This window comes from Deltaproteobacteria bacterium IMCC39524 (genome assembly GCA_029667085.1).
Lineage (GTDB): Bacteria > Desulfobacterota > Desulfuromonadia > Desulfuromonadales > BM103 > M0040.
In genome coordinates this window covers 214,302-235,389 of the sequence record JARUHJ010000001.1, presented here as the reverse complement: position 1 = coordinate 235,389, position 21,088 = coordinate 214,302, and the positions used below count along the sequence as shown (strand labels likewise).

Here is a 21,088-nt window from a genome sequence, read left to right as displayed (position 1 = left end):
CATTACAATCAGCAAATTTTTCTGGTAAAATAATTAGCAGAGGCACTGTAATCGCGGAGGACACTTAATGACCCTCACACGACATTTAAAAGTTCAGACACTTTTCGTAATCGTGTTGCTGACGGCGTGCATGCACCCGATTTCAGAAGAAGCCCGAAAGCAGGTTGTTCCGCAAACCACCTTCGCAATGGTCAGCGAGAACCCATCAGCTTTCCTCGACCAGCAGCTTCTGCTTGGTGGGGTCATCGTTGCATCTGAAAACATTGATGAGGGAACCGTACTGGAAATTATCGAATGGCGGCTGAATCGCTGGGGGGAACCTGCCTATCTTGGAGATGACGTCCGTCGTTTCCTGGTTAAATCAAAACAGTCGCTTGACCCGGCAATTTACGAGCCCGGAGTCCTGGTCACACTGGCCGGTGTTGTCCTCGGTCAGGAAACCCGCCTCTTAGATGAACACGATTATACCTACCCTGTCTTGGAGCTCAATGAAATTTATCCCTGGGAGAGCCCGTTCCGCTACGGGATTCACCGTGTTTATGGTCCGGACTACCCTTATTACGTAGGCCGACGTGGGGACTCGAACCGTAACCCTTATGATTCGAGTTACAGCATCTATCCATATACGCAGTACTGGTACAGCCCTTCCGTCTACCAATCTCGGAAATAAGACGGCGTTGTCTGAAGCGTTCCAGAAAGATGTCGACTGTTAAAGTAAAACCCCAGCCTTTGCAAATACGGTATTTGTCATAGCTCCGCACTGGCTTTACGGAGCCTGTTATTTAGTTTTTTTTCTGACCAACGAATGCTGGCACACTTGTCCATATTGCTTTATAATGTCAAACACTTGAATGTATAGTCACCCTTGCCTGGGATCCTATGTATACGTCATATTTTGGCCTCAATGAAAACCCTTTCTCGATCGCGCCCGATCCACTCTATCTTTACATGAGTGAGCATCATCGAGAGGCTTTTGCACACCTGAAATACGGGGTCAAGAGTGACGGTGGTTTCGTCCTTCTGACTGGAGAGGTCGGGGCCGGCAAAACGACCCTCTGCCGAAGCCTCCTTGAGCAGCTGCCTGAGAACGTCGTGATTGCCTACGTCCTCAATCCCAAAGTCAGCGTCATCGAACTGCTTGAAACCATCTGTGACGAACTCCATATAACCCGGCCGGAACAGGGCAGCATCAAACAGCTGGTCGATCGGCTTAACAGCTACCTGCTCGAAGCCAATGCACACGGCCGCAAAACCGTCCTGATTATCGACGAGGCTCAGAACCTCTCCATCGACGTTCTCGAACAACTGCGACTACTGACCAACCTTGAGACAAACCGCTACAAGTTACTGCAGATCGTACTGCTCGGCCAACCTGAGCTGCTGCAGATCCTCAATCGCCAGGAAATGCGTCAGCTCTCGCAGCGGGTCACCGCCCGCTGCCATCTGGGCCCGCTCGATGCCGGCGAGATCGGTTCCTATATTCGACATCGCCTGAATATTGCCGGCTGCAATCGACCACTCTTTCCCGACACCCTCAATAAAACCATTTGGCAGCTCACAGGCGGCATTCCGCGCCTGATCAACCTGGTCTGCGACCGTTCTCTGCTCGGGGCTTATGCGCTGGAATGTCAACAGGTCGACAGCAAGATTCTCAATCAGGCTGCCGGTGAAGTACTCGGCGATCTTCAGCCAAGCAGACATCGGATAACGGCTCCGGTCATGGGTTTAGCCACCTTTGTGCTGGTCCTGGTCATCTTCGGTTTCTGGTCGTTGAAGGGGTCCCTTTTCGCCAAGACCGACCTGCCCTCTGCCACATTAGTCGCTCCAATCTCTGCCACCGACACTCCTGCAGCTACGCCCGTGACGAGCCCTCCGCTGCAAGCACAGCCAGCAGTTATCGCAGAAAGCTCTCCGGAGCCGTCTTCGGATTCAATCGACAGTCCTGTTGAGACTCTCCCCATGACCTGGCCAATGGATTTCGCCACGGACCAGAGCAAGGAACAAGCGATTACTGACTTAGCAGGCTTGTGGGGCCTCTCTTTAGCTGCTGAGCGTCACGATTACTGTAGCTATGCCAATGAACATGATCTTGGTTGCCTGGCACGCAAGGACAGCCTGGAGACTTTACGTAACATGAATCGCCCCGCGGTTCTGACGCTCTATAATGATGAGGGTGCTCCTTTCCATGTCGTCATATCAGGGTTGAATGAGGACAGCGCACTTTTCATTGCCGGCAACACTCAGCACGAGCTGGCCCTTTCAGCAATCACGTCACGCTGGTTTGGAGAATATCTTTTGCTCTGGCAGCAACCCCCGTTTAAGCGAAAGCTTTTGCAGCCGGGCGAAAGAGGCGCCTCGGTCAGTTGGTTGGCGGAGACGCTTCAGCAACTTGAGGTCTATGAGGCCACCGGCCATGAAGTTCGCCTCGAAGGGACACTCCTCGGGTCCTTCAAGCGCTTCCAATTCAGCAATGGACTGACTCCGGATGGTGTTCTCGGCCCGATGTCGATGATTCATCTCAATACCGCGAGCAAACTCCCCGGGCCCCGACTATCACAGCAAGGAGAGAGTTGATGTCCTTTATCCTTGAAGCCCTTAAGAAATCTGAGCAGCAGCGACAGCAGCAGAACTCACCATCAAAAAAAGTGCAAAAACGCATTCTCTCCCTGCAAGCAAGCCCTTATGGCAGCCGCCTTTTCCCCTGGCTGGTGTCCGGGTTGCTGTCTCTCATAATGTTTAGTGGCTGGTGGTATTATATTCAGACAGACACATCGCAGACGTCACCCTCGGAAGTCATCCAGTCGACGAACTCAGCCCATACACAGAAGGTCGCGACGTCCGATACGGCAATAAATCCCCCTAGGCCAGAAATCCTGCAACCAGAGATCGCGAAGACAGCCCCCGAAACAACAAGTGCTGTCCCTCAACCAGCCATATCAGTTGAACCGGCCCCTGTTCCACGGTCACTTGGATCGCCGACAACCACACAATCAGCCCCTCTCTCAGGAAGGATTTTTTCTACTGCGGACAGAAAGATTCAGACCATAGAAGCCCCTGTTGAAACCGTTGTGATAGCGCAACCGGAACCGCAAGAGCTCAACAATGAATCATTTAATCCAGATTCAACACGTTTACCCCTCTACTCCGACTTGTCCAACGAATTGCGTAACCGAATAGCCCCGGTCAATATGAGTATGCACTTTTACAACAAGGACCCTGACCGCAGTCTTGTGAGAATTAACGACCGCCTGCTGCGTGAAGGGGATTGGGTGAGCAGGGAACTGGAGCTTGTCGAAATCACGCCAGCCGGTGTAATCCTTGGTTTTAATGGGAAGATCTTCGAGTTGCACAGTGCTCGATAGATAAGATTGGCGGCGACAATATTAAGTCGACAAACTGAACGCAACAATTCGGCTGCCTCGGGCCTATCCAGAACAAGACAGGATCGAATCCTGTGATTCACACCAGCAAAACAAAAGAGCTGGAGCATTTGTTGACGCCCTGAAGAACTGACAAGCCCCGCCTGAAATGAGCGGGGCTTGTTTTTGTGATTTGTGGCTATGGGGACTGGACCCTCAGCTGGCGGCGAGAAACCCGCAGAACGTCTGTTTTTTTAAGCATCACGAATATGAGCGACTAATCCTCTGTTAGCTCAAGAAATACAGTAGAGTTATATTCTACCGTAGGCAATGCCGCACTAAAGTTTTCCCAGGTTGCTTCCAGATCATATGTCGCCATGTCTGACAGAAGCAGTTTAAAGCTGCCGCTGTAGTAGCATTCCGACAACAGATCGCCAGTACAAGCGGTCTCACAGCTGTCTGGATCGAGGTCTTCCGCACACCACTCGGTACATATGTCTGCGCCGGTCACAGGCCCCTCTGTCAGCGCCGCAGTCTGACTCGCTGGTTCAGTAGTCCCCTGGTCATAAGCGGTCACTGTGACTTCTGGCACAGTCTCAAGCTCGTCGCAACTTGCTGCTGAGTTATAAGTCGGAACAGCGACCAAACCGTCAATAAAACTCACAGGCGCTGTGCTCCAGCTGCCCTCGATGATGCGGATGCCAGTTGGTTTAAGAATATACTTGTTGGGGTTGTCGACGATGGCTTTGGCCGGATCAAAGTCGATCGTGACCTTCGCCGTGTCGTTGCCCTCTTCGATGCAAAAATCATTAGGCGTCAGGATCTTGACCCCTGATTGTTGTCCACTCGGTGTTTTTAACTCATGCTTGGTCGGGTCATCTATTAGAACCACGTAGTTACAGAACTCTTCTTTGCAGTCCGGATCTCCTTCTGCCGCCAGGACCAAACGAATCTGTTTGAAGCAGACCTGGTCGCCGTTCTCAGGCAGGTCAACCTCGATATCAGCGAGGTGAAAGGTTTGCTCTCCCGGGTAATCCAGGACATTGACTGTTGCTGGAAGATCGCCCAGGACCGTGGAGTTGTAATCTGTGGAGTTGTAATAGGTTTTCGCATTGTTACTGGAGACGATTCCGACCTCCTTGATTGTCAGCACAACGGCATTGTAGCCGACCTGGTTGTCTGTAAGTCCGATGCTTACGGTCCCTGAAGTTGAGGTTACGGATGAGGAACTGCTGCTGCCGTCGCTACCACCGCCACCACATGCAGCCAGCAGCAGAAAAGGCACCCCGGCGACTAGTAATCCACACAACAATCTGAAATGAATGGTCTTCATGTCCACCTCCCGACAAATCAATCATGGTTTCTTAACAGCCATGAGCCTGCCACAGTGAGAGAGGATCGCCTGGGCTCATGCTTTTGGGTTTATTTGTGAATGAATTGTAATTTTACCACCAGAAACTTTAGTGGCAAGCTAACTGGCAAAGTGATCACGATTTTGTGCAGGATAATGTCGTTGAAAAACACAAGGTTCCACGCTAGGCTGAAGTACAAAAGCACCAAAGAGAAAGGGGGCTGTCAAAGAGCGAACAAACTAAGGCAGTTGCTATTGAAAGTCCTAAATCACGCCTCATTGACAAATCGACTTCTAAAACGGCGACACTCTACTTTTACCTTTCCAGAGATTTGAGCAATCGGAAGCTCCTACTAGCCAGGAGCATGCATAGCTAGCTTGTCGATCTGACTAGTCAGAGGGTGCGAATAAATAATTCTCTGTTGAGTGAAGAGGATTGACTGATGACTTACATTTCACCTATAGCCCCCAGACTTGAACAACTCTGATTCCCGAAGAGTTTGTTAAATACCTAGAGAAAGCATGTTGGTACATCGGTTAAAATGCCTCAGTGTTTCGATTCAGAAAAATTAATAGGCTACAACGTTCTCCGTAACCGTCACATCAAAGAAACCAACTTTTTCAATATTGACGGGCTGGTTTCTTTGTGGGGTGTAAAAAAAGAACTTTTGTCCAGAACTATAAAGCCCCCGCCTAAGCGGGGGCTTAACATGATCAAAAAAATATCCCGAATTTAAGGAGTGGGTCGGGTTGTGCCCAGCCAATTCATGGCTTCTGGGTAACCTGCTGAGTTATCACTAATCGTCCCGTCGAGCACACCGTTGTCAACCCAATCGATACCGTCAAACAGCGCCCGCTTTACATAAAAACGATTGTGGGTAAAACCACCAGGCTCGTCCGTTGGGAACTTTGCGTTTTGAAAAGCGCCCCGATCGTTTTCTAGAGCGTTATCATTGTCGATGACCGCGCCCGTATAATTGGTGAGACCGTTTTCTTGATTAAGGTAGTCATTTAACAACTCACCAGCCTGCTGGTAGCCTTCCGATTCCTCCTCTAGGATCGCCGGAGTCATTTCAAATTGCCCGTCAGGAGTGTGGCAAGTATCACAAAGCGCCTGATTCGGGATGTTGATAATGAAGCCATTATCATCCTTTTCAGCAACTTCAAAGAATGTGTGGCTTGTGTCCGCACCCATGTGACAGCTTACACACGGACCGGAACCTGTTTCCGGAGTATCAGCATTAATCCCAATAATGTCGTGAGCAAAGTAGGACGCGTTAGTATAGTCCAATCCTGGATACTCATATGCCACGTGACTATCTTCGCTGTAGAGGTCTGCCGCCGCGGGGGCATGGTGCCCAGCGAAACGGCTACTGGTAGACGCGTCCTCATTGTTACCGCGACCCGAGTGGCAAACGTTACAGGTGTTGGAAGAGCCAGCATCCGGGAAGACCACGGGCTCATCATTGTAAGTGTAAACCGCAGTAACAGCGCCCGTGACACGCAGCGTCCCGGCACCTGCGTTGTCGTGGCAGCCCCAACAGTAAAGCAGTTCATTCTGCGGAGAACCGGCGCCTGGAGAAGCTGTCCAACCTGCGAGATGAGAGAAGTTGTTGTTAGCCGCGTTGTAGCCAGGTGGCGAAACCGGGCCATCATCATCGTAATTGTCCATGGCGTAGTTCATGAAACCGGTTGCGGTGTGACACATCTGGCAACTGGCACGCCCTGTACGGTCCCAATTATAGTGAGTGAAGCCACCATTAGATGAATCATCGCTGGCAAAAGCCAACATGACGTTATCTACATTTTCCTCGCTACGGTCGCCGGAATCTGCTGCGTACTTCTCTTTCAGGAGGCCGGCCGCATGTCCCGAGGAAGCCCATTGCGTGTGAATGGTAGAACCAAAGTCCGCCGGATTATCATCCGCCTCAGGTTCATCCATGGAGTGACGGGTGTTGGTGCGTAGTTCATGACCGTGGCAGTCGAAGCAGGGGTTCTGATTGTTTTCGCCTTCAACGGTCAAGCGAACAACGTAGCCTTCAATAGCAGTATTCTGGTTCAAATCGCCATTGCGATCCAACTCCTGTGGCCCGGTTGCCGGGTTATCGAAATGCGTGGTTGTAGCAGTCCGATACCACGCCGTATTGTGGTAGAAAGGTGCGGTCTGAACAGTCCAGGGAGCAGGTGCATCAGATGTTCCCGGAAAGACCGGAGATGACCCTGAAAGTTCATTACCCGAACCGATCAGAACGCCATCCTGATTGATGACAGTATGGCAACTAGTGCAAAAATCGAACTGGTCCGCGGTCATGTTACCGTTGGGATCCCAGTTGCTCATATCATTTCGTACAATAAAACTATCCGCCCGAAGAGCACCATTATGTGCATCATGGCAGGCCGTACAGGTCACTGGATTCAGATCTTCCTCGTTAAAAGGTGTTACATTATCGTTATCAGAATCCATCTGATCCATCACGTCTTTATCACCCGTGTAACCTGAAAAGGCCAATGAACCTTCCTTGGTGTGACAGCGCTGACATTTGGCACGGCTGGCGTGCAAGTCATCCGAATTGTTGTGCGTCGATGCCAAAACCGCAGTTCCTATATTTGATTGCGCAGAAAAATGAGAATCATGACATGCCGCACACTGCTCAGGATCAGGATACGAGTATGGGATGGGCCCAACACCTCGGTGAGCACTGCCACCACCGTGGCACCCTTCGCAACCAACAACAGGCCTACTCGGGAAAACGTTGGCACTGTCTCCAGTTGGATCATGACATACTTCACACTCTTCACGACCAGCCACACTAGAAGGCCGTGGATCTCTATCTGTTACGTTATTGTTGTGCCTGTTTGTTTCACCATCCCAAGCAATTTTGAATGCCTCGTGGCAAACTGAACAGTTCTGAATCCCAACAGAATCAACAGTTGCAGGATCATCTCCACCAACATCACTCCCGCCAGACCCACCATTACTGCCGCATCCCCAGAGGGTTGAAACGGCCAAAGTTGCAACAAGGAAAACCAACCATTTCGTACGCATGTCATCCTCCTCTATTCTCTGTAGAAACCCTTAAAAAAAGATCTTGGCAATCAATGGCACTTGCGGCAGGTTCTGCCGTTGCTCGCACGATCCAGTCTGTTTTTAAAATCACTCCAGTCCTTGGGATGCGGATTGTAACCGCCCGCCCCCCCTTTGGCGCTATGACAACTCAAGCAGACATCGCCATCGGGATGACAGGCCTGACAAGTGATCAACGACTTGCGGGCTTCCCGGGCATGACCGATTGACCAGGAATGGAAATCCGGGGCAACTGAACTTTGCAGGTGACACGAATCACATTGTGAAGATTCAATTCCTGCATGAATGGCGTCGATGTCAGACTGATCAAAACCAAGTCCGAAACTGCGACGATGCGAGGGGCTGCCAATATCACCAGTCCTGAAGCGCCAATCATCATGACAGTCACTACAGAAACGGGCTTCATGGCAACTTGAACAGAGGTTCTGGTCGGTTCGCGCAGCGATCGGATGGCTCATATGGAAGTCATCACGATGGACATTAATCATGTTGTTACCAAACTCGCCCATTTCATCTGCAAATCCCGACTTATGGCACTCCAAACAATATTCCTGAGAGTGACAGGAAGCACAATCGATCGCGCGGCCCTTAGCTTCAGCACGATGATTCAGGGCCCAGACAGGGCCGTGTGTTTTGGACTGCTTCAGATTGACATCGGCCACTTCGTTTTTATCGTGGCAATCGAGGCAGACTTTGGTATCAGGGACAATGGACTGGGCGTCGGCAAGATGACAGGCATCACAGGATATCTCGGGGATATAATCGCCGAGATGAGCCTGGTGATCGAAGTCTCCGGCCCAAACCACGGTGACCCCCACCATCATCAACGTAAGACTCAAAAGAACTTTGCGGGTCATAAAATCACTCCTTTTTATCAGAAGAGCAGGTTCAGGCGGACACGACCGCGATTGTAATAATCCCAAAGATCACTCTCGACGCGTTCGAATTTAGCCTCCAGGCTAAGTTTCTTGGTAAAATCATAACTGCCATATACCCAGAGACGCGTATTGGTCGACTCATCCTGATCAGAATCATCAGTGTCGAAATAAGCGATCTCTCTCTCCATAACGTCGATTTCGGCACCAATACCGGCCTCAAATTTGGGGGTAAACAGATAAGCAGTGCGGAGCTTGACCCCATACAAATCCTGGCCATCTGGATCATCACGAACGACCCCGGAGATATAACCAGAGAATCTTCCGGTGCGTAGTTTTTCGATTCCAGCCTCATAAACATTGGCGTCAGCAAACTCATCGTAAATCTCGTGCCAGTAACGGAAGAACGATTGCACGCCAGGCTGCATTGTCCAGACTGCCTCGGCGAGAACTTCTTCGTAATCTTCGACAGCAAAAACCGAATAGATAGAGGTTGAAGAGAAAACAGGCAGGGAATAGAGATATTCGAGACGCAAGGTCCAGGGAGCATTGAAACGATACTTGGCGCCAACAAGTTCGTAGCTGAGTCGGTCGGACAGGTAATCCCACTGGGTTTCATTATAGAGCCAGAGCTTACCTTCCCAGTCAAAGCTGGCATCAAACCCTATGAGCTCCATGCTCAAGACACCATCGTACCATTTCTGCATGTATGAGAGATTGGCATCGAGAGCATTGTCAAGGAAGAACCCGCCGGCCTCAAGACCCCAGAGACCATTCGAGTCGACATCATAGGCATCGTACTCGGTGACGTCACCACCACCAAAAAGCTTGACGTGATAGTTCTCCAGAAATGTGTAGTCGAGATCCAGACCATCCATTACCGAAGCCCCGGCCGTTGTCGATATGAACTGCCGACCCAGGCGAAAATCAAGGCCATCAAAGAGGTCCCTTTTCTCCAAGTAGGCATAATAAAGGCGACTGTCGACATCGACTTCATTTTCGATGTCATCGGCCAGTCGCCCGTAAAATCTGAAATTGTACCCCTTATCAGCGATATCGGTCAGGTTGAGCTGCAAGTATTGGTGAAGAGGAACAGCGGTGTCTTCTTGTGGATCGTCATACCATTCTATGACTGTACTTGCTCGACCATGAATCTCGGTCGCCTGAACCGGACAAGCCAGCCCGAGGACCAGCGGCACCAGGAGCATGCACGGAACAAATCCTTGCCAGACGCTCATATTACCTCCTGCTATTCTTATGATTTGCCTAACCCATGACGACAATCGTGAAGGTGAAACTGATTATCGACCCAAAAAAATGATTCACAAAATGAAACACCACTCAAAAAGCTACTAAGTATCAACAGTCTGTCTGCAAGATCACACATCAAGGCGCGGGGAATTAGCCCCCTGTTTCGATGAATTTTTTATAACTTTAGCACCATTATTCGTTAGAGCAAGATAACAACATAAAAAAACTGAGAGACTGTTAACCAGCGAATTTTCAGGAGAAAAAAGGTTGCTTAATCTGACAAGAGGTCCAGGCAACGCACAAAATCTAGCGTGGTTCTGCCTGTCGCTTTTTCTCTCAAAACCTTTGTAATTAGAAAGGCATGTCAAACTGATTGATTCCTGCGTTGATAGAGCCTGCTTTCGTTAAAGGCCGTGTTAATAAATACCACCTCCTTTTATTTGCATTAACATCTGATAAAAAATTCCATAAGGTTTTGATATATAACAAAAATTAATTTTTTCATGCAGTTTTTAAGTTGAATTAAAAACTTCAACATTTAATATTTAGAAACAATGTTCTTTTTTTGTTTGACAAAGCCAAACCTACCGAAAGGTGGGGACGGAAAGTTACGGGTCTTCACATCTTTTCCTACAAGAGATAGCCGGACTGCCAAAACATATATTTAGGTGGTATCTTTTTTGGGTCATTGGGCGTTAAACAATATAGGAGGTAACAATGAAGAAGATAGTTTTGGTTCTTATCGCGACAATCGCTATCCCGGTTATTTCGGCCTACGGCGAACCCTACATGAAGTTTGTTAAAGTCAAAAATGTTGATCAGGGTCGTATTTTCGTCTACCAGTGCGAAAATACAGGGAATGCGATTGAGGTCGAACAACGCTACAACCCTAATTCAAAATCGGAGGAAATTCGATTCATTACCAATAACCATGCTGATGAATGGATAACTAAAGAGATTAGTGGTGAATTGTTTAGGTATTTTGGCAATCAATCTTGCGAAAAGTCATTTACTGAATTGGCCTCTGTACTCAAGTAAAGAACCAATTACGTTTTTTTCTTGATAGATGAATTGACTTATTGATGCTATCAACAGGGCGCTCTTTAAGTCTGTAAACTTATGGTCACCAGGGGTCGATCCTTGGTGGCCTTTTCTCTTCACGTCAACGCCCCCCCACTCTTCAGAGTAGGGGAAGGGAGCAGGTCAGGTTCTTTGTGCTTTAAAAGTAGGCCCGGCTTCAAGTTGTAAGTGCAACTCTAGTTGCTTGGTTTGAAGGACAAGCTTCGGTAGTCTCATGGCTTCTTTCACTGACCGAGACTAGAGGAGCACGATGGACCACTACACGTAGCTTACCCGAGAAGAAAGACGCCAGATTTACGCCCTGAAAATACAGGGCAAAATCGCTAAAGTTATCGGCCGCTACAAGGCCGGTTTCAGGCAAAAACCTTCGGGACGTTTTTGCGCACAACTTATCCCCTTAAACCGACTATCAATCCTGTCTCTAAGTACCACCAATCAGTAAATTTCAGATCACGACCTTAACTGAATTCTGCGAGTAAATGTTTATTCTCTCAGTTTTTATCCAACGATTACCGGCCCTGCGGCGAGTGCCTGTTCTGTCTGTCACAGGGGTAAACGTCTCAACGAAGATAATTACGATGGATTCGCTTTCTTTACCCTTCATAGATTTAAGGAGTTCGGTGACCGAGTTGAGAACGACGATGACAATAATGATCTCTTCACGATCATCAAGAGAGCATGTTTTCTTCGAATATTGGCGTAACCGCGAGGTGGGCTTCATTGCACCTTTTTTCGATCTCACGGAGCGAGCGACAGGGAGCCCGGTCGATGAACGTAACTTCATGGAAATTCTTGCAAAATTGACAAATGGGTTTAGAATTATTATCTGAATTGACCATCCGGGGGCGTCATGCTGAATGCCATGCACAGTTTTTACAAACCGTTCTGCCTGACCCTGCTCGCGATTCTTGGGCTTGCCTGCGGACACCTGATTGACACCGTGTTACAAAAGAATCTGCGGCCTGATTTTGCAGCCGACAGCACAATCACTCAGCCAGCCACAGCCAAATCTCTGAAGACCACACAAACCGACCTGAACCTGATCCTGCAGAATAACATTTTCGATGCCAACAACCGTTCTGCCGACGCGACGATGAATCTTGAGATCGCTGCAGCAAGAGGCCAGGAAGCCTCGGCAACGGACACTCGCGCCGATTTAAAGCTCTTCGGCACTGTTGTCGCCGCTGAACGTTCCCAGGTCCTCCTCGAAGTCAACAAAGAGCTAAAGATCTATCATCTTGACGATAAAATCCCGGGAGGTGGCTCCATCGAGGATATCCGGCGCAACCAAGTTGACATCAGAAACCGGGACCAGAGCCTGACAACCTTGACACTGCATGAGAAAGGGCCGGCCCCAAGTCGTGGCGTGAAACCAGTTGCCAGGGTCGCCGGCGACTCGAAAGGAGCGGTAAGAGAAATCGGTGAAAACCGCTGGATGATCTCCCGTAGCACCATCGAATCGGTGCGGGAGAATTTTGCCGACCAGCTGCGTCTTGCCCATATGCAGCCGCGCACGGTGGACGGCAAAACCGACGGCTTCCTGATTCAGCGCATTAATCCCCGGTCGTTACTGGTTAAAGTGGGCTTACGGCGAGGTGACGTGATCATCGATGTCAACAATATCAAGTTGGACAGTCCGGAAAAAGCCTTACAGGTATTTCAACAACTACGCGAAGCACGGCAGATCATCGTCGCTGTCGAACGTAAGGGTAAACCGATGAGTTTTGAATATGAAATCGAATAGGGTTGTGCATGTAAAATCGAATAGGAGGTCGCTCTGATGAGCAAACCGACAGTTTCCCGAATCATCTTATGGACAACGTTTCTTTTTTTATGCCTGGCCCCCGTCCTGGCTCTTGCTCAGACTCAGCCGCAACCGAGTGAAGAAGGCCAGGTCACCCTCGACTTCAAGGAGGTGGAACTGGCCGACCTGATCCAGACCATCAGCGAGTTGACCGGAGAGAACTTTCTTTACGACGAGACGGTGAAGGGCAAAGTCACGATCGTGTCTCCGGAAAGCATGACTCTTGACGAAGCCTATATGTTGTTTCACACGGTCCTCAACGTCAAGGGCTATACGGTGGTCCCCTCGGGTGAAGTCAACAAAATCGTACCGTTGAAAAACGCCAAGGAATCCAACCTGCCGACCGTTCTCAACGGCCGCGGCAAGATGAGCGAGCAGGTCATCACCCGGGTTTTTCGCCTGAAGTATCTTGATGCAAGCATCGTTGGACCAACCGTCCTGGTTCCCTTGATGCCGAGCTACGCCAATGTTGCCGCCTATGCGCCGAGCAACAGCCTGATCATTACCGATACCGGCTCCAACATCGAACGCCTGGCCAAGATCATCCGCGAGCTCGACCAACCGGACTCGGAAGGCCTGATCGAGATCGTGCCGCTGGTGAACTCCAGCGCCGAAGAGCTCGCCAAGATTCTCAACGAGGTCATGAGCCAGCCGGCTTCCGCGCCCGCCAAGCGCAGAAGGTCGACCCAGGCGGGGGCCGCAAATGAGCCGGTCACCAAGATCATCCCCTATCCTGCAGGACGCTCGCTGATCCTCCTGGCCAGTGGCGATGACATGGTGATCATCAAGGGCCTGATTGCCCAGATGGACCAGGAAATGAGCGGGGCCCGTTCCAATATCAATCTCTTCTACCTGGAAAATGCCGATGCGGTCACCCTGGCGGCGACCCTCAACGAGATCCTGACCGGTATCAAGACAGAAGCCAGGACAGCCCAACAGGGTGCGCCAGGCAGCCCCCTGACTGCCGGCCCTGTTACCATTACAGCCGACAAACCGACTAACTCGCTGATCATCAATGCCAACCCGGACGACTACAGAACGATCGAAGAAATCATCGCCAAGCTCGACATCAAGCGTAAGCAGGTCTATGTCGAGGCGCTGATTCTGGAACTCTCCATGGACGCGACCCAGCGTCTCGGCGTATCCCTTCAGGGTGCCGCGGATGTCGGCGATGACAGCCTGATTATCGGCAGCAGCAACCAGAACACCGGCCCGGTTGGCATTGGCGACGCCCTCGCAACCGGAGCGGCTGGCATACCTTCCCTGCTGACCCAGGCTGTTGATGGGCTTCTGGCCGGCGGTTTTTTTAACCCGATCACCGTCACCGGCCCAGATGGCAACGAGATCACCGTGCCATCACTTTCGGTACTGATTGATGTTTCGAAAACCGACAGTGATGTCAACCTGCTTTCGGCGCCGCGCCTCCTTACCTCCGACAACGAAGAGGCCGAGATCATCGTCGGCTCCAACGTGCCGATTATCACCGGTCGTTTGACCGATACCGGCGCCAGTGACGGTCTGGCCCAAAGCGTCTCAGTGGAACGCCAGGACGTTGCCCTGATCCTGCGTTTTACTCCACAGATTACCGAAGGTGATCTGGTCCGCCTGAACGTCTACCAGGAAATCACCGATATCGCTCCTGCCACCCAGGCCCTGGTTGCCAGCGTCGGCAGCCCCAGTGATGTTGGTCCGACTTTCACCAAGAGAGTCCTGCGCAATACGGTCCTGGTTGAAAATAACAGAACCGTGGTGCTCGGCGGCCTCATCGACACCAATGTCATCGAATCGGTGACCAAGGTGCCCATCCTGGGCGACATTCCCTTTCTCGGCTGGTTGTTCAAGCGTACTTCGACCCAGGAAGAAAAGACCAATCTGCTGATCTTCATCAATCCGACCATTATCAAGGATGCAGAGGATCTCGAACGTGTAACCGGTCGTAACCGCACGGCGGCCAAGGGTTTCCTCACCGAAAAGGTCATTAACGCCGTGCCGGAAAATTTCTTTGGTGAAATTGACAAAGAAGGGAACACAACCTTGCCAACGGGACAACCAACTGAAAGTCCCGAGACAAAAGGTGCGAGCCAGGCGGACAGATCGGCGGCCGAGGATGCACAAGGCGAGGCTTCCCAATGAACTCTGCCAATGGCACGCAATTCGGACAACCAATGACTTTACCCCCTCTTCCCGGGAAGTAACTCAGCATGCATAACTGGCGGCGTATCGGTGAAATACTGCAACAGGATTTCGAAGTTGATCAGCAGCGCATTGACGCGGCCCTGACGGAACAACTGCAGAGCGGCGAGCGCCTCGGTCAGATTCTCCTCAAGCTGAAAGTGCTGGACAACGTGATGCTGGCCAAGGCACTGGCAATTCAGTTCGAGCTGTCCTACCTGGAGACGATTGCCGAAGAATCGGCCGCCGAGGATCTTTTCGATGTCATTCCGATTGGCTTTGCCAAGGAATACCGTATCTACCCTCTGGAGAGGCTCAACGGCCGTCTGCAGGTGGCCGTTGCCGACCCCTTGGACACCCGTCCGCTCAACGATCTGAGCACTCTGACCGGGGAGGATATCGAGCCCTGCGTCGCGACTCCTGAGGAAATTTTGAGCGCCATCAATCGCGGCTATGAAAAACAGGCCGGAGACTCCAGCGAGGTGATCGAGGAAATCGAGGAGAAGACGGCCGGAGACCTGGTCCGCGACCTGGAACCAACGGACCTGATCGATGCTTCGGACGAAGCGCCGATCATCCGTTTTGTCAACAGCCTGATCACCCAGGGTTACAAGGAGCGCGCCAGCGATATCCACATTGAGCCGTTCGAACGGGACCTTGTGGTCCGTTATCGTATCGACGGTATTCTTTATGAAGTGCTCCATCCGCCGCTGAAAGCCCACCCTGGGATCGTCTCCCGCATCAAGATCATGTCCCAGCTGAACATTGCCGAAAAACGTCTGCCTCAGGATGGCCGGTTCCGGGTGCGGGTCGCTGGACGCGATATAGATATACGCGTTTCAACCCTGCCAACAGCTTTTGGTGAACGGGTAGTCTTGCGCCTGCTCGACAAAACCTCGAACATTCTCTCCCTTGAGGAAATTGGCCTGGGTAGCACTCTGTTGAACCAGTTCGAGGGGATGATCAACAAAAATCACGGAATTTTCCTGGTCACAGGACCGACCGGTTCCGGTAAAACCACCACTTTGTACGCGGCACTGACCCGCCTGAACAGTCGCGAAAAGAACATCATCACTGTCGAAGATCCGATCGAGTACCAGCTGCCGGGTGTCGGCCAGATCCAGGTCAACCCGAAGATCGACCTGACCTTCGCTAACGGTCTGCGTTCGATCCTGCGCCAGGATCCCGACATCATCATGGTCGGTGAGATCCGCGACCGAGAAACCGCCGAGATTGCAGTACAGTCGGCCCTGACCGGCCATATGGTGTTTTCAACCCTGCACACCAATAATGCAGCTGGAGCCCTGACCCGGTTGGTGGAAATGGGGATCGAACCTTTTCTGGCAGCATCAAGCATCGTCGGTATCCTTGCCCAGCGCCTGGTACGCAAAATTTGCCCGCACTGCAAGGAAGCCGTATCGCCGCCGACCGAACTTCTGGATCAGCTTGGCGATGAATGCACCCTGCCTGCCAGTCCACAATTTTACCAGGGTCGAGGATGTTCGCGCTGCATGAATATTGGCTACTGGGGACGCAGCGGCATCTATGAACTGCTACCAATCGACGAAACCGTTCGTGAGCTGCTCCTGCAGGACAAGGACGCAGCCACGATCAAGCAGGCGGCTTTGCGACAAGGCATGCAAAGCCTGCGCTCGGCCGGCGTGGCCCAAGTCCTTGAAGGAGTGACCTCTCTTGAGGAAATCCTGCGCGTGACCCAGGAGGAGGTTTAGAGTTGCCATTATTCGAGTACTCAGGTCTCGATAATCAGGGACGCAAAAAAACCGGCACCATAGACGGCCCCGGGCGCAAGATGGTGACCCAGCAGCTGAGCGACCAGGGCATCTATCTGACCGATTTGCGGGAAACAGGGGCGCAACGGGTTCGCAAGCTATCGTTCCGGTTCGGGATGGCACGCAAACTTCCGACCGGCGAACTTGCCGCGGCGACGCGCCAGATGGCCACTCTTTTGGGCGCTGGCCTGTCACTGGATGATGCTCTCAACACCGTGAATGAGCAGACAGACCAACCACTGCTGTCCAAAACCTTTGCCAAGGTTCGCGAGCATGTTGTGCAAGGGGGAACACTCCATGAAGCCCTGGCTGCTCATCGGCATATTTTTCCAGATCTGTTCATCAATATGATTCAGGTCGGTGAGGACAGCGGCACGCTTGACCGGACCATGTATCGACTGGCTGATTTTCTCGAAAGCCAGGCCCGCATGCGTGCCCGGATCCAGGCCGCCCTGGCCTACCCGTTGCTGATGACTCTTGTCGGTAGCGGCGTGTTGGTTTTCCTGTTCGTGTTTGTTATTCCCAAGATCACCACGATGCTGAACGAGCTTGACAGGGCGCTGCCATGGCCGACGCTCCTGCTGATTACCCTGACGGATTTTCTGGCCAGGTGGTGGTGGCTGCTCGGGCTGTTGCTGGTGATGGCGGTGCTTACCTTGAAACGCTATCGTGACACAACGCGGGGCCGAGAACGTATCGATTCACTGCTCCTGAAAGCCCCGCTGTTCGGTCGCTTGCAACTGCTGATTGTCACAGCCCGTTTTGCCCGCACCCTGGGCACTTTAATGGAGAGCGGTGTGCCATTGCTCAAGGCCCTTGATATCGCGCGCAAACTTCTGTCCAATCGGATCCTGAACCAGGCGATCGCAACCGTCACGCTTCGAGTTCAGGAGGGCGCGGACCTGGCCTCGTCGCTTAAGGAGACCACTGTCTTCCCACCAATGCTGGCCCAACTTACGGCGGCCGGCGAGAAAAGCGGCAAACTCGAAGAGATGCTGTTCCGGGTTGCTGACACCTACGAGCATCAGACCGATCTGTCCATGACCGGCATGCTCTCGCTACTCGAACCGTTGATGATCCTGGTGATGGGTGGGATTGTCGGCTTCGTGGTCCTGGCGATTTTGCTGCCGATCTTCGAGGCCAGTCAGGGGTTTGGGTAAGGGGCTGAAACGTTGAATGGGCTTCGCCCGCTGATAAGCGCTGCACGCGTTGAACTGATGAATTGCTTAAACTGTTCAACGATTCAACAGCACCGTAGGTGCGATCAATAAGCCGTAATTAAGGAGATTGAATCTTTATGCAAACAAAAAGAATACGCGACAATCGCGGCTTCACCCTGATTGAGATCATGGTCGTGGTGGTTATCCTCGGCATACTGGCCGCTATTGTTGTGCCCCGTCTTCTCAGTCGTCCGGACGAGGCCAAGGTGACCAAGGCCAAAGTTGACATGAAAAGCATCGAAGAGGCCCTCGGCTTGTTCAAGCTCGACAACGGGTTTTACCCCGACACTGATCAGGGGCTCAAAGCCCTGGTCGTTAAGCCGACAACCGGGCGGATACCCGCCAAATATTCGGTTGATGGCTACCTGAAGAAAACCCCGGTCGACCCCTGGGGCAGTGATTACATTTACCTGTCACCCGGACTGCATGATCATAATTTCGACCTGATCAGTTACGGCGCAGATGGAGAACCCGGAGGAGAAGGTTTCGATGCTGACATCAATAGCTGGGAGCTTGATTAGCGCCGGACCGCTCGGTGCAGAGTGCCTTTGCCCGAATTAACCGCTATGAGCTGTGAACAGCAAAAACATTATGCCTTTCGAGGCAGAGGACTGGCCGGCTTCACTCTTGTTGAACTCGTGGTGGTGATGGTTTTGATCAGCCTGTTCATGGTGTTCAGCATCCCCCTGTTCAGCAATATCGGCACCAGCAGCCTCGGTACTTCAGCAAGACGGCTCAGCGGCACGATTAAATACCTGTTCAACGAATCCGCCATATCGGGACTCGAATACCGTTTGGTCTACGATTTGGATCAGGGCCTCTACCGTGCCCAGATTCTGGAAGCAAACGGTGAACAGGTCGATGCACCTGACCAGGGGCGGGAAGCGGAGTTAAGAGGTGACGTTCGATTCATGGATCTGCAACTCCCTGGACGTGGCAAGTTCACCATGGGGCAGATAACCACCCGCATTCATCCGAGTGGCTGGGTGGAAGAGACCATCATTCACCTTGATGACGGGGCCGGCGAAATGCTGACCCTGCGTGTCTCGCCGCTAACGGGAACCACTGAGGTTTTCGATGGCTACCGGGAATTTTAAGCCGACACCAATAGGGCCGCAGACGTAATGCCAGAGACCGTTCACCTAAAATCATCGCAGCGCGGTGGCTTTACGCTGCTGGAGATCATGATCGCACTGGCCATCGTCAGTATCGCTTTGGTTTCCTTGCTGTCCCTGGCCAACCGCACGATCGGCGTTCATGATCGCCTGCAACGGATTACCGCCGCCACCTTGCTGGCTCAGAGGAAGATGGCCGAAACCGAACTGAGCGCAAGGCACGGGACGCTACAAGGAGCTGAAGTACAGGGTGAGTTCGACGATCCCTACGCAGCTTACCGCTGGCAGATCGCCTATGCAGATACGCCGTTGCCATCGGTGCAGATGGTGACTGTCAAAGTTCTCTGGGGAGATGAGGAGCGCAATGAGCTGGTCGATCTCACATCCTTTATTTTTTAAACGGGGCCCGCGCTCCGAAAGGGGCTTTACCCTGATCGAAGTGCTGGTTGCGATCAGTATCCTGGCCATTTTACTGACCTCCGTTTATGGTATTTTCTCCTCGGTCAGCATGACACGAGAACGACTGGATGCGGACAGCGCAGAGTATCATCGGGCGAGGGTTCTCTTCGATCGCCTAGGCCGAGAGCTGCGCGGGGCATACTTCCAGCCGAGTGACCCGAATCTGGTCTTTACCGGCCTTAAAGCTGATGACCGCTCTTTCGAATTGGAGCTGACCACATCGGCGGTATCCCCCTTGAGCGAATCGGGGTCCGGGATCGCCAAGGTCCACTACCTCCTCTCTGAGGACAAGGAAGAGGCAGCAAACGGTCGGGTTCTGTTACGTAGCGAGCACCCGGTCCATGATTCGGTTGACGAAGAGGCTGCCGGCATGATGCGCTTGGTACCGGGGATAGAGGCTATGAGCCTGCGCTTCTACGCCAACGGCCAATGGCAGACGACATGGCAAGCGCGAACGTCTGGACTTCCGGAGCTCGTTGAAATTGCATTACAGTTACGCACAGGTGGAGAGGAACCGATTGATTTCATCTCGGCCTTTGAAATCCCCGAGGTGATGATCCGATGAACGGTCGACATGGAAATCGGGGCATGGCGCTCCTGCTGGTGCTGGTGATTGTCGCACTGTTGACTTCACTGTTGACGGATTTGGCCTTCTCAACCATGGTCGACATGCGCCTTACTGAAACTTTTCGTGACAGCACCAAAGCTTATTACCTGGCCAAGGGAGGAATCAACGCCGGACGAATGATCCTTCAGGAGGACCGTAACAATTACGATTCGCTTGATGAAAACTGGAGCAAGGGTGTGATCAACTACCCGGTCGGTGAAGGCAGCGTCACCATCCGCATCGAAGATCAGGATGGCAAGCTGGCCATCAATGGCCTGGTTGACAAGAACAGTCCGCAAGCCGTCATGACCGACCGTTTTTACCGTCTGCTGGTTGTCATGGAACTGAACAAAGTGGCAGACCCTGCAGAACTGACAGCTGCTTTAATTGACTGGCTGGACACGGGAGATGATCCCTACACAGAGGTTCACACTGACGGACTGAGTTTGCCTGTCTCGGGTGCAGAAGATACCTACTATCGTAACCAGGCTCAACCCTACGGAAGCAAGAATGGTCCGCTCGAGACGCTGCAAGAGCTCTCCCTGATCAAAGGCTTCACAGCTGAGATCATTAAGCAGATCAGCCCGCACCTGACCGTCAATGGCACGGCGGCCGTCAATATTAATACTGCAAGCGCCGAGGTGCTGATGGCCCTCGACCTCCAGATCAGTCGTGATACGGCCCAGGCCATTATCGACTATCGCCAGACGGAACCGATCGAGAGTATTGCCCAGCTCGAGGAAATCCTCGCTCCTGAGAACTACGTCGTTTTAAAGACTCTTGCCAACCAAAAGCAGTTGGGCACGACTAGCCAAACTTATCGGATTGAAACATCCGCCCAGGTCAACGATGGCAGCCGTCGATTGATGGCGAAGGTTAATAAAAAAAGCAACAAACTGCTTTTTTTCAAGGTAAATTAA

18 protein-coding genes and 1 riboswitch are annotated in these 21,088 nt (G+C 51.9%); of the genes, 13 read left to right on the top strand and 5 right to left on the bottom strand.

The window, feature by feature from the left end; genetic code table 11:
- Window positions 1–67: 67 nt before the first annotated feature.
- The 3 genes from P9J64_01055 (at window position 68) to P9J64_01045 (ending at window position 3,362) form a co-directional block, all read left to right on the top strand.
- Window positions 68–670, top strand: a complete 603-nt coding sequence (locus tag P9J64_01055) for a Slp family lipoprotein (GenBank protein MDG5466904.1) — start codon at window positions 68–70, stop codon at window positions 668–670.
- A 209-nt stretch (window positions 671–879) separates the two neighbouring features.
- A complete protein-coding gene (locus P9J64_01050) occupies window positions 880–2,574 on the top strand; it encodes an AAA family ATPase (GenBank protein MDG5466903.1) in 1,695 nt (564 codons plus the stop codon).
- Window positions 2,574–3,362: a general secretion pathway protein GspB gene (locus P9J64_01045; protein MDG5466902.1), complete on the top strand. Its 789-nt coding sequence runs from the start codon at window positions 2,574–2,576 to the stop codon at window positions 3,360–3,362. The genes P9J64_01050 and P9J64_01045 overlap by 1 nt, the downstream gene beginning before the upstream one ends.
- Before the next feature lie 274 nt (window positions 3,363–3,636).
- Here P9J64_01045 and P9J64_01040 read toward each other — a convergent pair whose 3' ends face one another.
- The 4 genes from P9J64_01040 to P9J64_01025 form a co-directional block, all read right to left on the bottom strand.
- On the bottom strand, window positions 3,637–4,692 hold the full coding sequence (locus P9J64_01040) for a DUF4382 domain-containing protein (GenBank protein ID MDG5466901.1): 1,056 nt from the start codon (window positions 4,690–4,692) through the stop codon (window positions 3,637–3,639).
- Window positions 4,693–5,443: 751 nt separating this feature from the next.
- Window positions 5,444–7,756, bottom strand: a complete 2,313-nt coding sequence (locus P9J64_01035) for a cytochrome c3 family protein (protein ID MDG5466900.1) — start codon at window positions 7,754–7,756, stop codon at window positions 5,444–5,446.
- Between the two features lie 50 nt (window positions 7,757–7,806).
- On the bottom strand, window positions 7,807–8,652 hold the full coding sequence (locus P9J64_01030; GenBank protein ID MDG5466899.1) for a cytochrome C: 846 nt from the start codon (window positions 8,650–8,652) through the stop codon (window positions 7,807–7,809).
- Between the two features lie 17 nt (window positions 8,653–8,669).
- On the bottom strand, window positions 8,670–9,908 hold the full coding sequence (locus tag P9J64_01025) for a hypothetical protein (GenBank protein ID MDG5466898.1): 1,239 nt from the start codon (window positions 9,906–9,908) through the stop codon (window positions 8,670–8,672).
- A gap of 580 nt (window positions 9,909–10,488) precedes the next feature.
- Window positions 10,489–10,577: riboswitch (cyclic di-GMP riboswitch) on the top strand.
- A gap of 61 nt (window positions 10,578–10,638) precedes the next feature.
- Between P9J64_01025 and P9J64_01020 the strand changes: the two genes are divergently transcribed.
- Window positions 10,639–10,959, top strand: a complete 321-nt coding sequence (locus P9J64_01020; GenBank protein ID MDG5466897.1) for a hypothetical protein — start codon at window positions 10,639–10,641, stop codon at window positions 10,957–10,959.
- A gap of 487 nt (window positions 10,960–11,446) precedes the next feature.
- On the opposite strand, the gene P9J64_01015 is transcribed toward P9J64_01020, so the two are convergent.
- Window positions 11,447–11,722, bottom strand: coding sequence for a hypothetical protein (locus P9J64_01015; protein MDG5466896.1), 276 nt, complete (start codon window positions 11,720–11,722; stop codon window positions 11,447–11,449).
- Window positions 11,723–11,851: 129 nt separating this feature from the next.
- On the opposite strand from P9J64_01015, the gene gspC reads away from it, so the two are divergent.
- The 9 genes from gspC (at window position 11,852) to gspK (ending at window position 21,088) form a co-directional block, all read left to right on the top strand.
- Complete coding sequence (gene gspC / locus P9J64_01010; protein MDG5466895.1) at window positions 11,852–12,745, top strand: type II secretion system protein GspC; 894 nt, start codon at window positions 11,852–11,854, stop codon at window positions 12,743–12,745.
- 36 nt (window positions 12,746–12,781) lie between these two features.
- A complete protein-coding gene (gspD, locus tag P9J64_01005) occupies window positions 12,782–14,938 on the top strand; it encodes a type II secretion system secretin GspD (GenBank protein MDG5466894.1) in 2,157 nt (718 codons plus the stop codon).
- Between the two features lie 68 nt (window positions 14,939–15,006).
- A complete protein-coding gene (gspE, locus tag P9J64_01000) occupies window positions 15,007–16,707 on the top strand; it encodes a type II secretion system ATPase GspE (GenBank protein MDG5466893.1) in 1,701 nt (566 codons plus the stop codon).
- Window positions 16,708–16,709: 2 nt separating this feature from the next.
- Entirely contained in the window at window positions 16,710–17,927 is a 1,218-nt protein-coding gene (gspF, locus tag P9J64_00995; protein MDG5466892.1) for a type II secretion system inner membrane protein GspF, read from the top strand.
- A gap of 137 nt (window positions 17,928–18,064) precedes the next feature.
- On the top strand, window positions 18,065–18,508 hold the full coding sequence (gene gspG, locus P9J64_00990) for a type II secretion system major pseudopilin GspG (protein ID MDG5466891.1): 444 nt from the start codon (window positions 18,065–18,067) through the stop codon (window positions 18,506–18,508).
- Window positions 18,509–18,553: 45 nt separating this feature from the next.
- Window positions 18,554–19,084, top strand: coding sequence for a prepilin-type N-terminal cleavage/methylation domain-containing protein (locus P9J64_00985; protein MDG5466890.1), 531 nt, complete (start codon window positions 18,554–18,556; stop codon window positions 19,082–19,084).
- A 27-nt stretch (window positions 19,085–19,111) separates the two neighbouring features.
- Window positions 19,112–19,501, top strand: coding sequence for a type II secretion system minor pseudopilin GspI (gene gspI, locus P9J64_00980; protein ID MDG5466889.1), 390 nt, complete (start codon window positions 19,112–19,114; stop codon window positions 19,499–19,501).
- A complete protein-coding gene (locus P9J64_00975; GenBank protein MDG5466888.1) occupies window positions 19,467–20,126 on the top strand; it encodes a GspJ family type II secretion system protein in 660 nt (219 codons plus the stop codon). The genes gspI and P9J64_00975 overlap by 35 nt, the downstream gene beginning before the upstream one ends.
- Window positions 20,123–21,088, top strand: coding sequence for a type II secretion system minor pseudopilin GspK (gene gspK / locus P9J64_00970; protein ID MDG5466887.1), 966 nt, complete (start codon window positions 20,123–20,125; stop codon window positions 21,086–21,088). Before P9J64_00975 ends, gspK begins: the two co-directional genes overlap by 4 nt.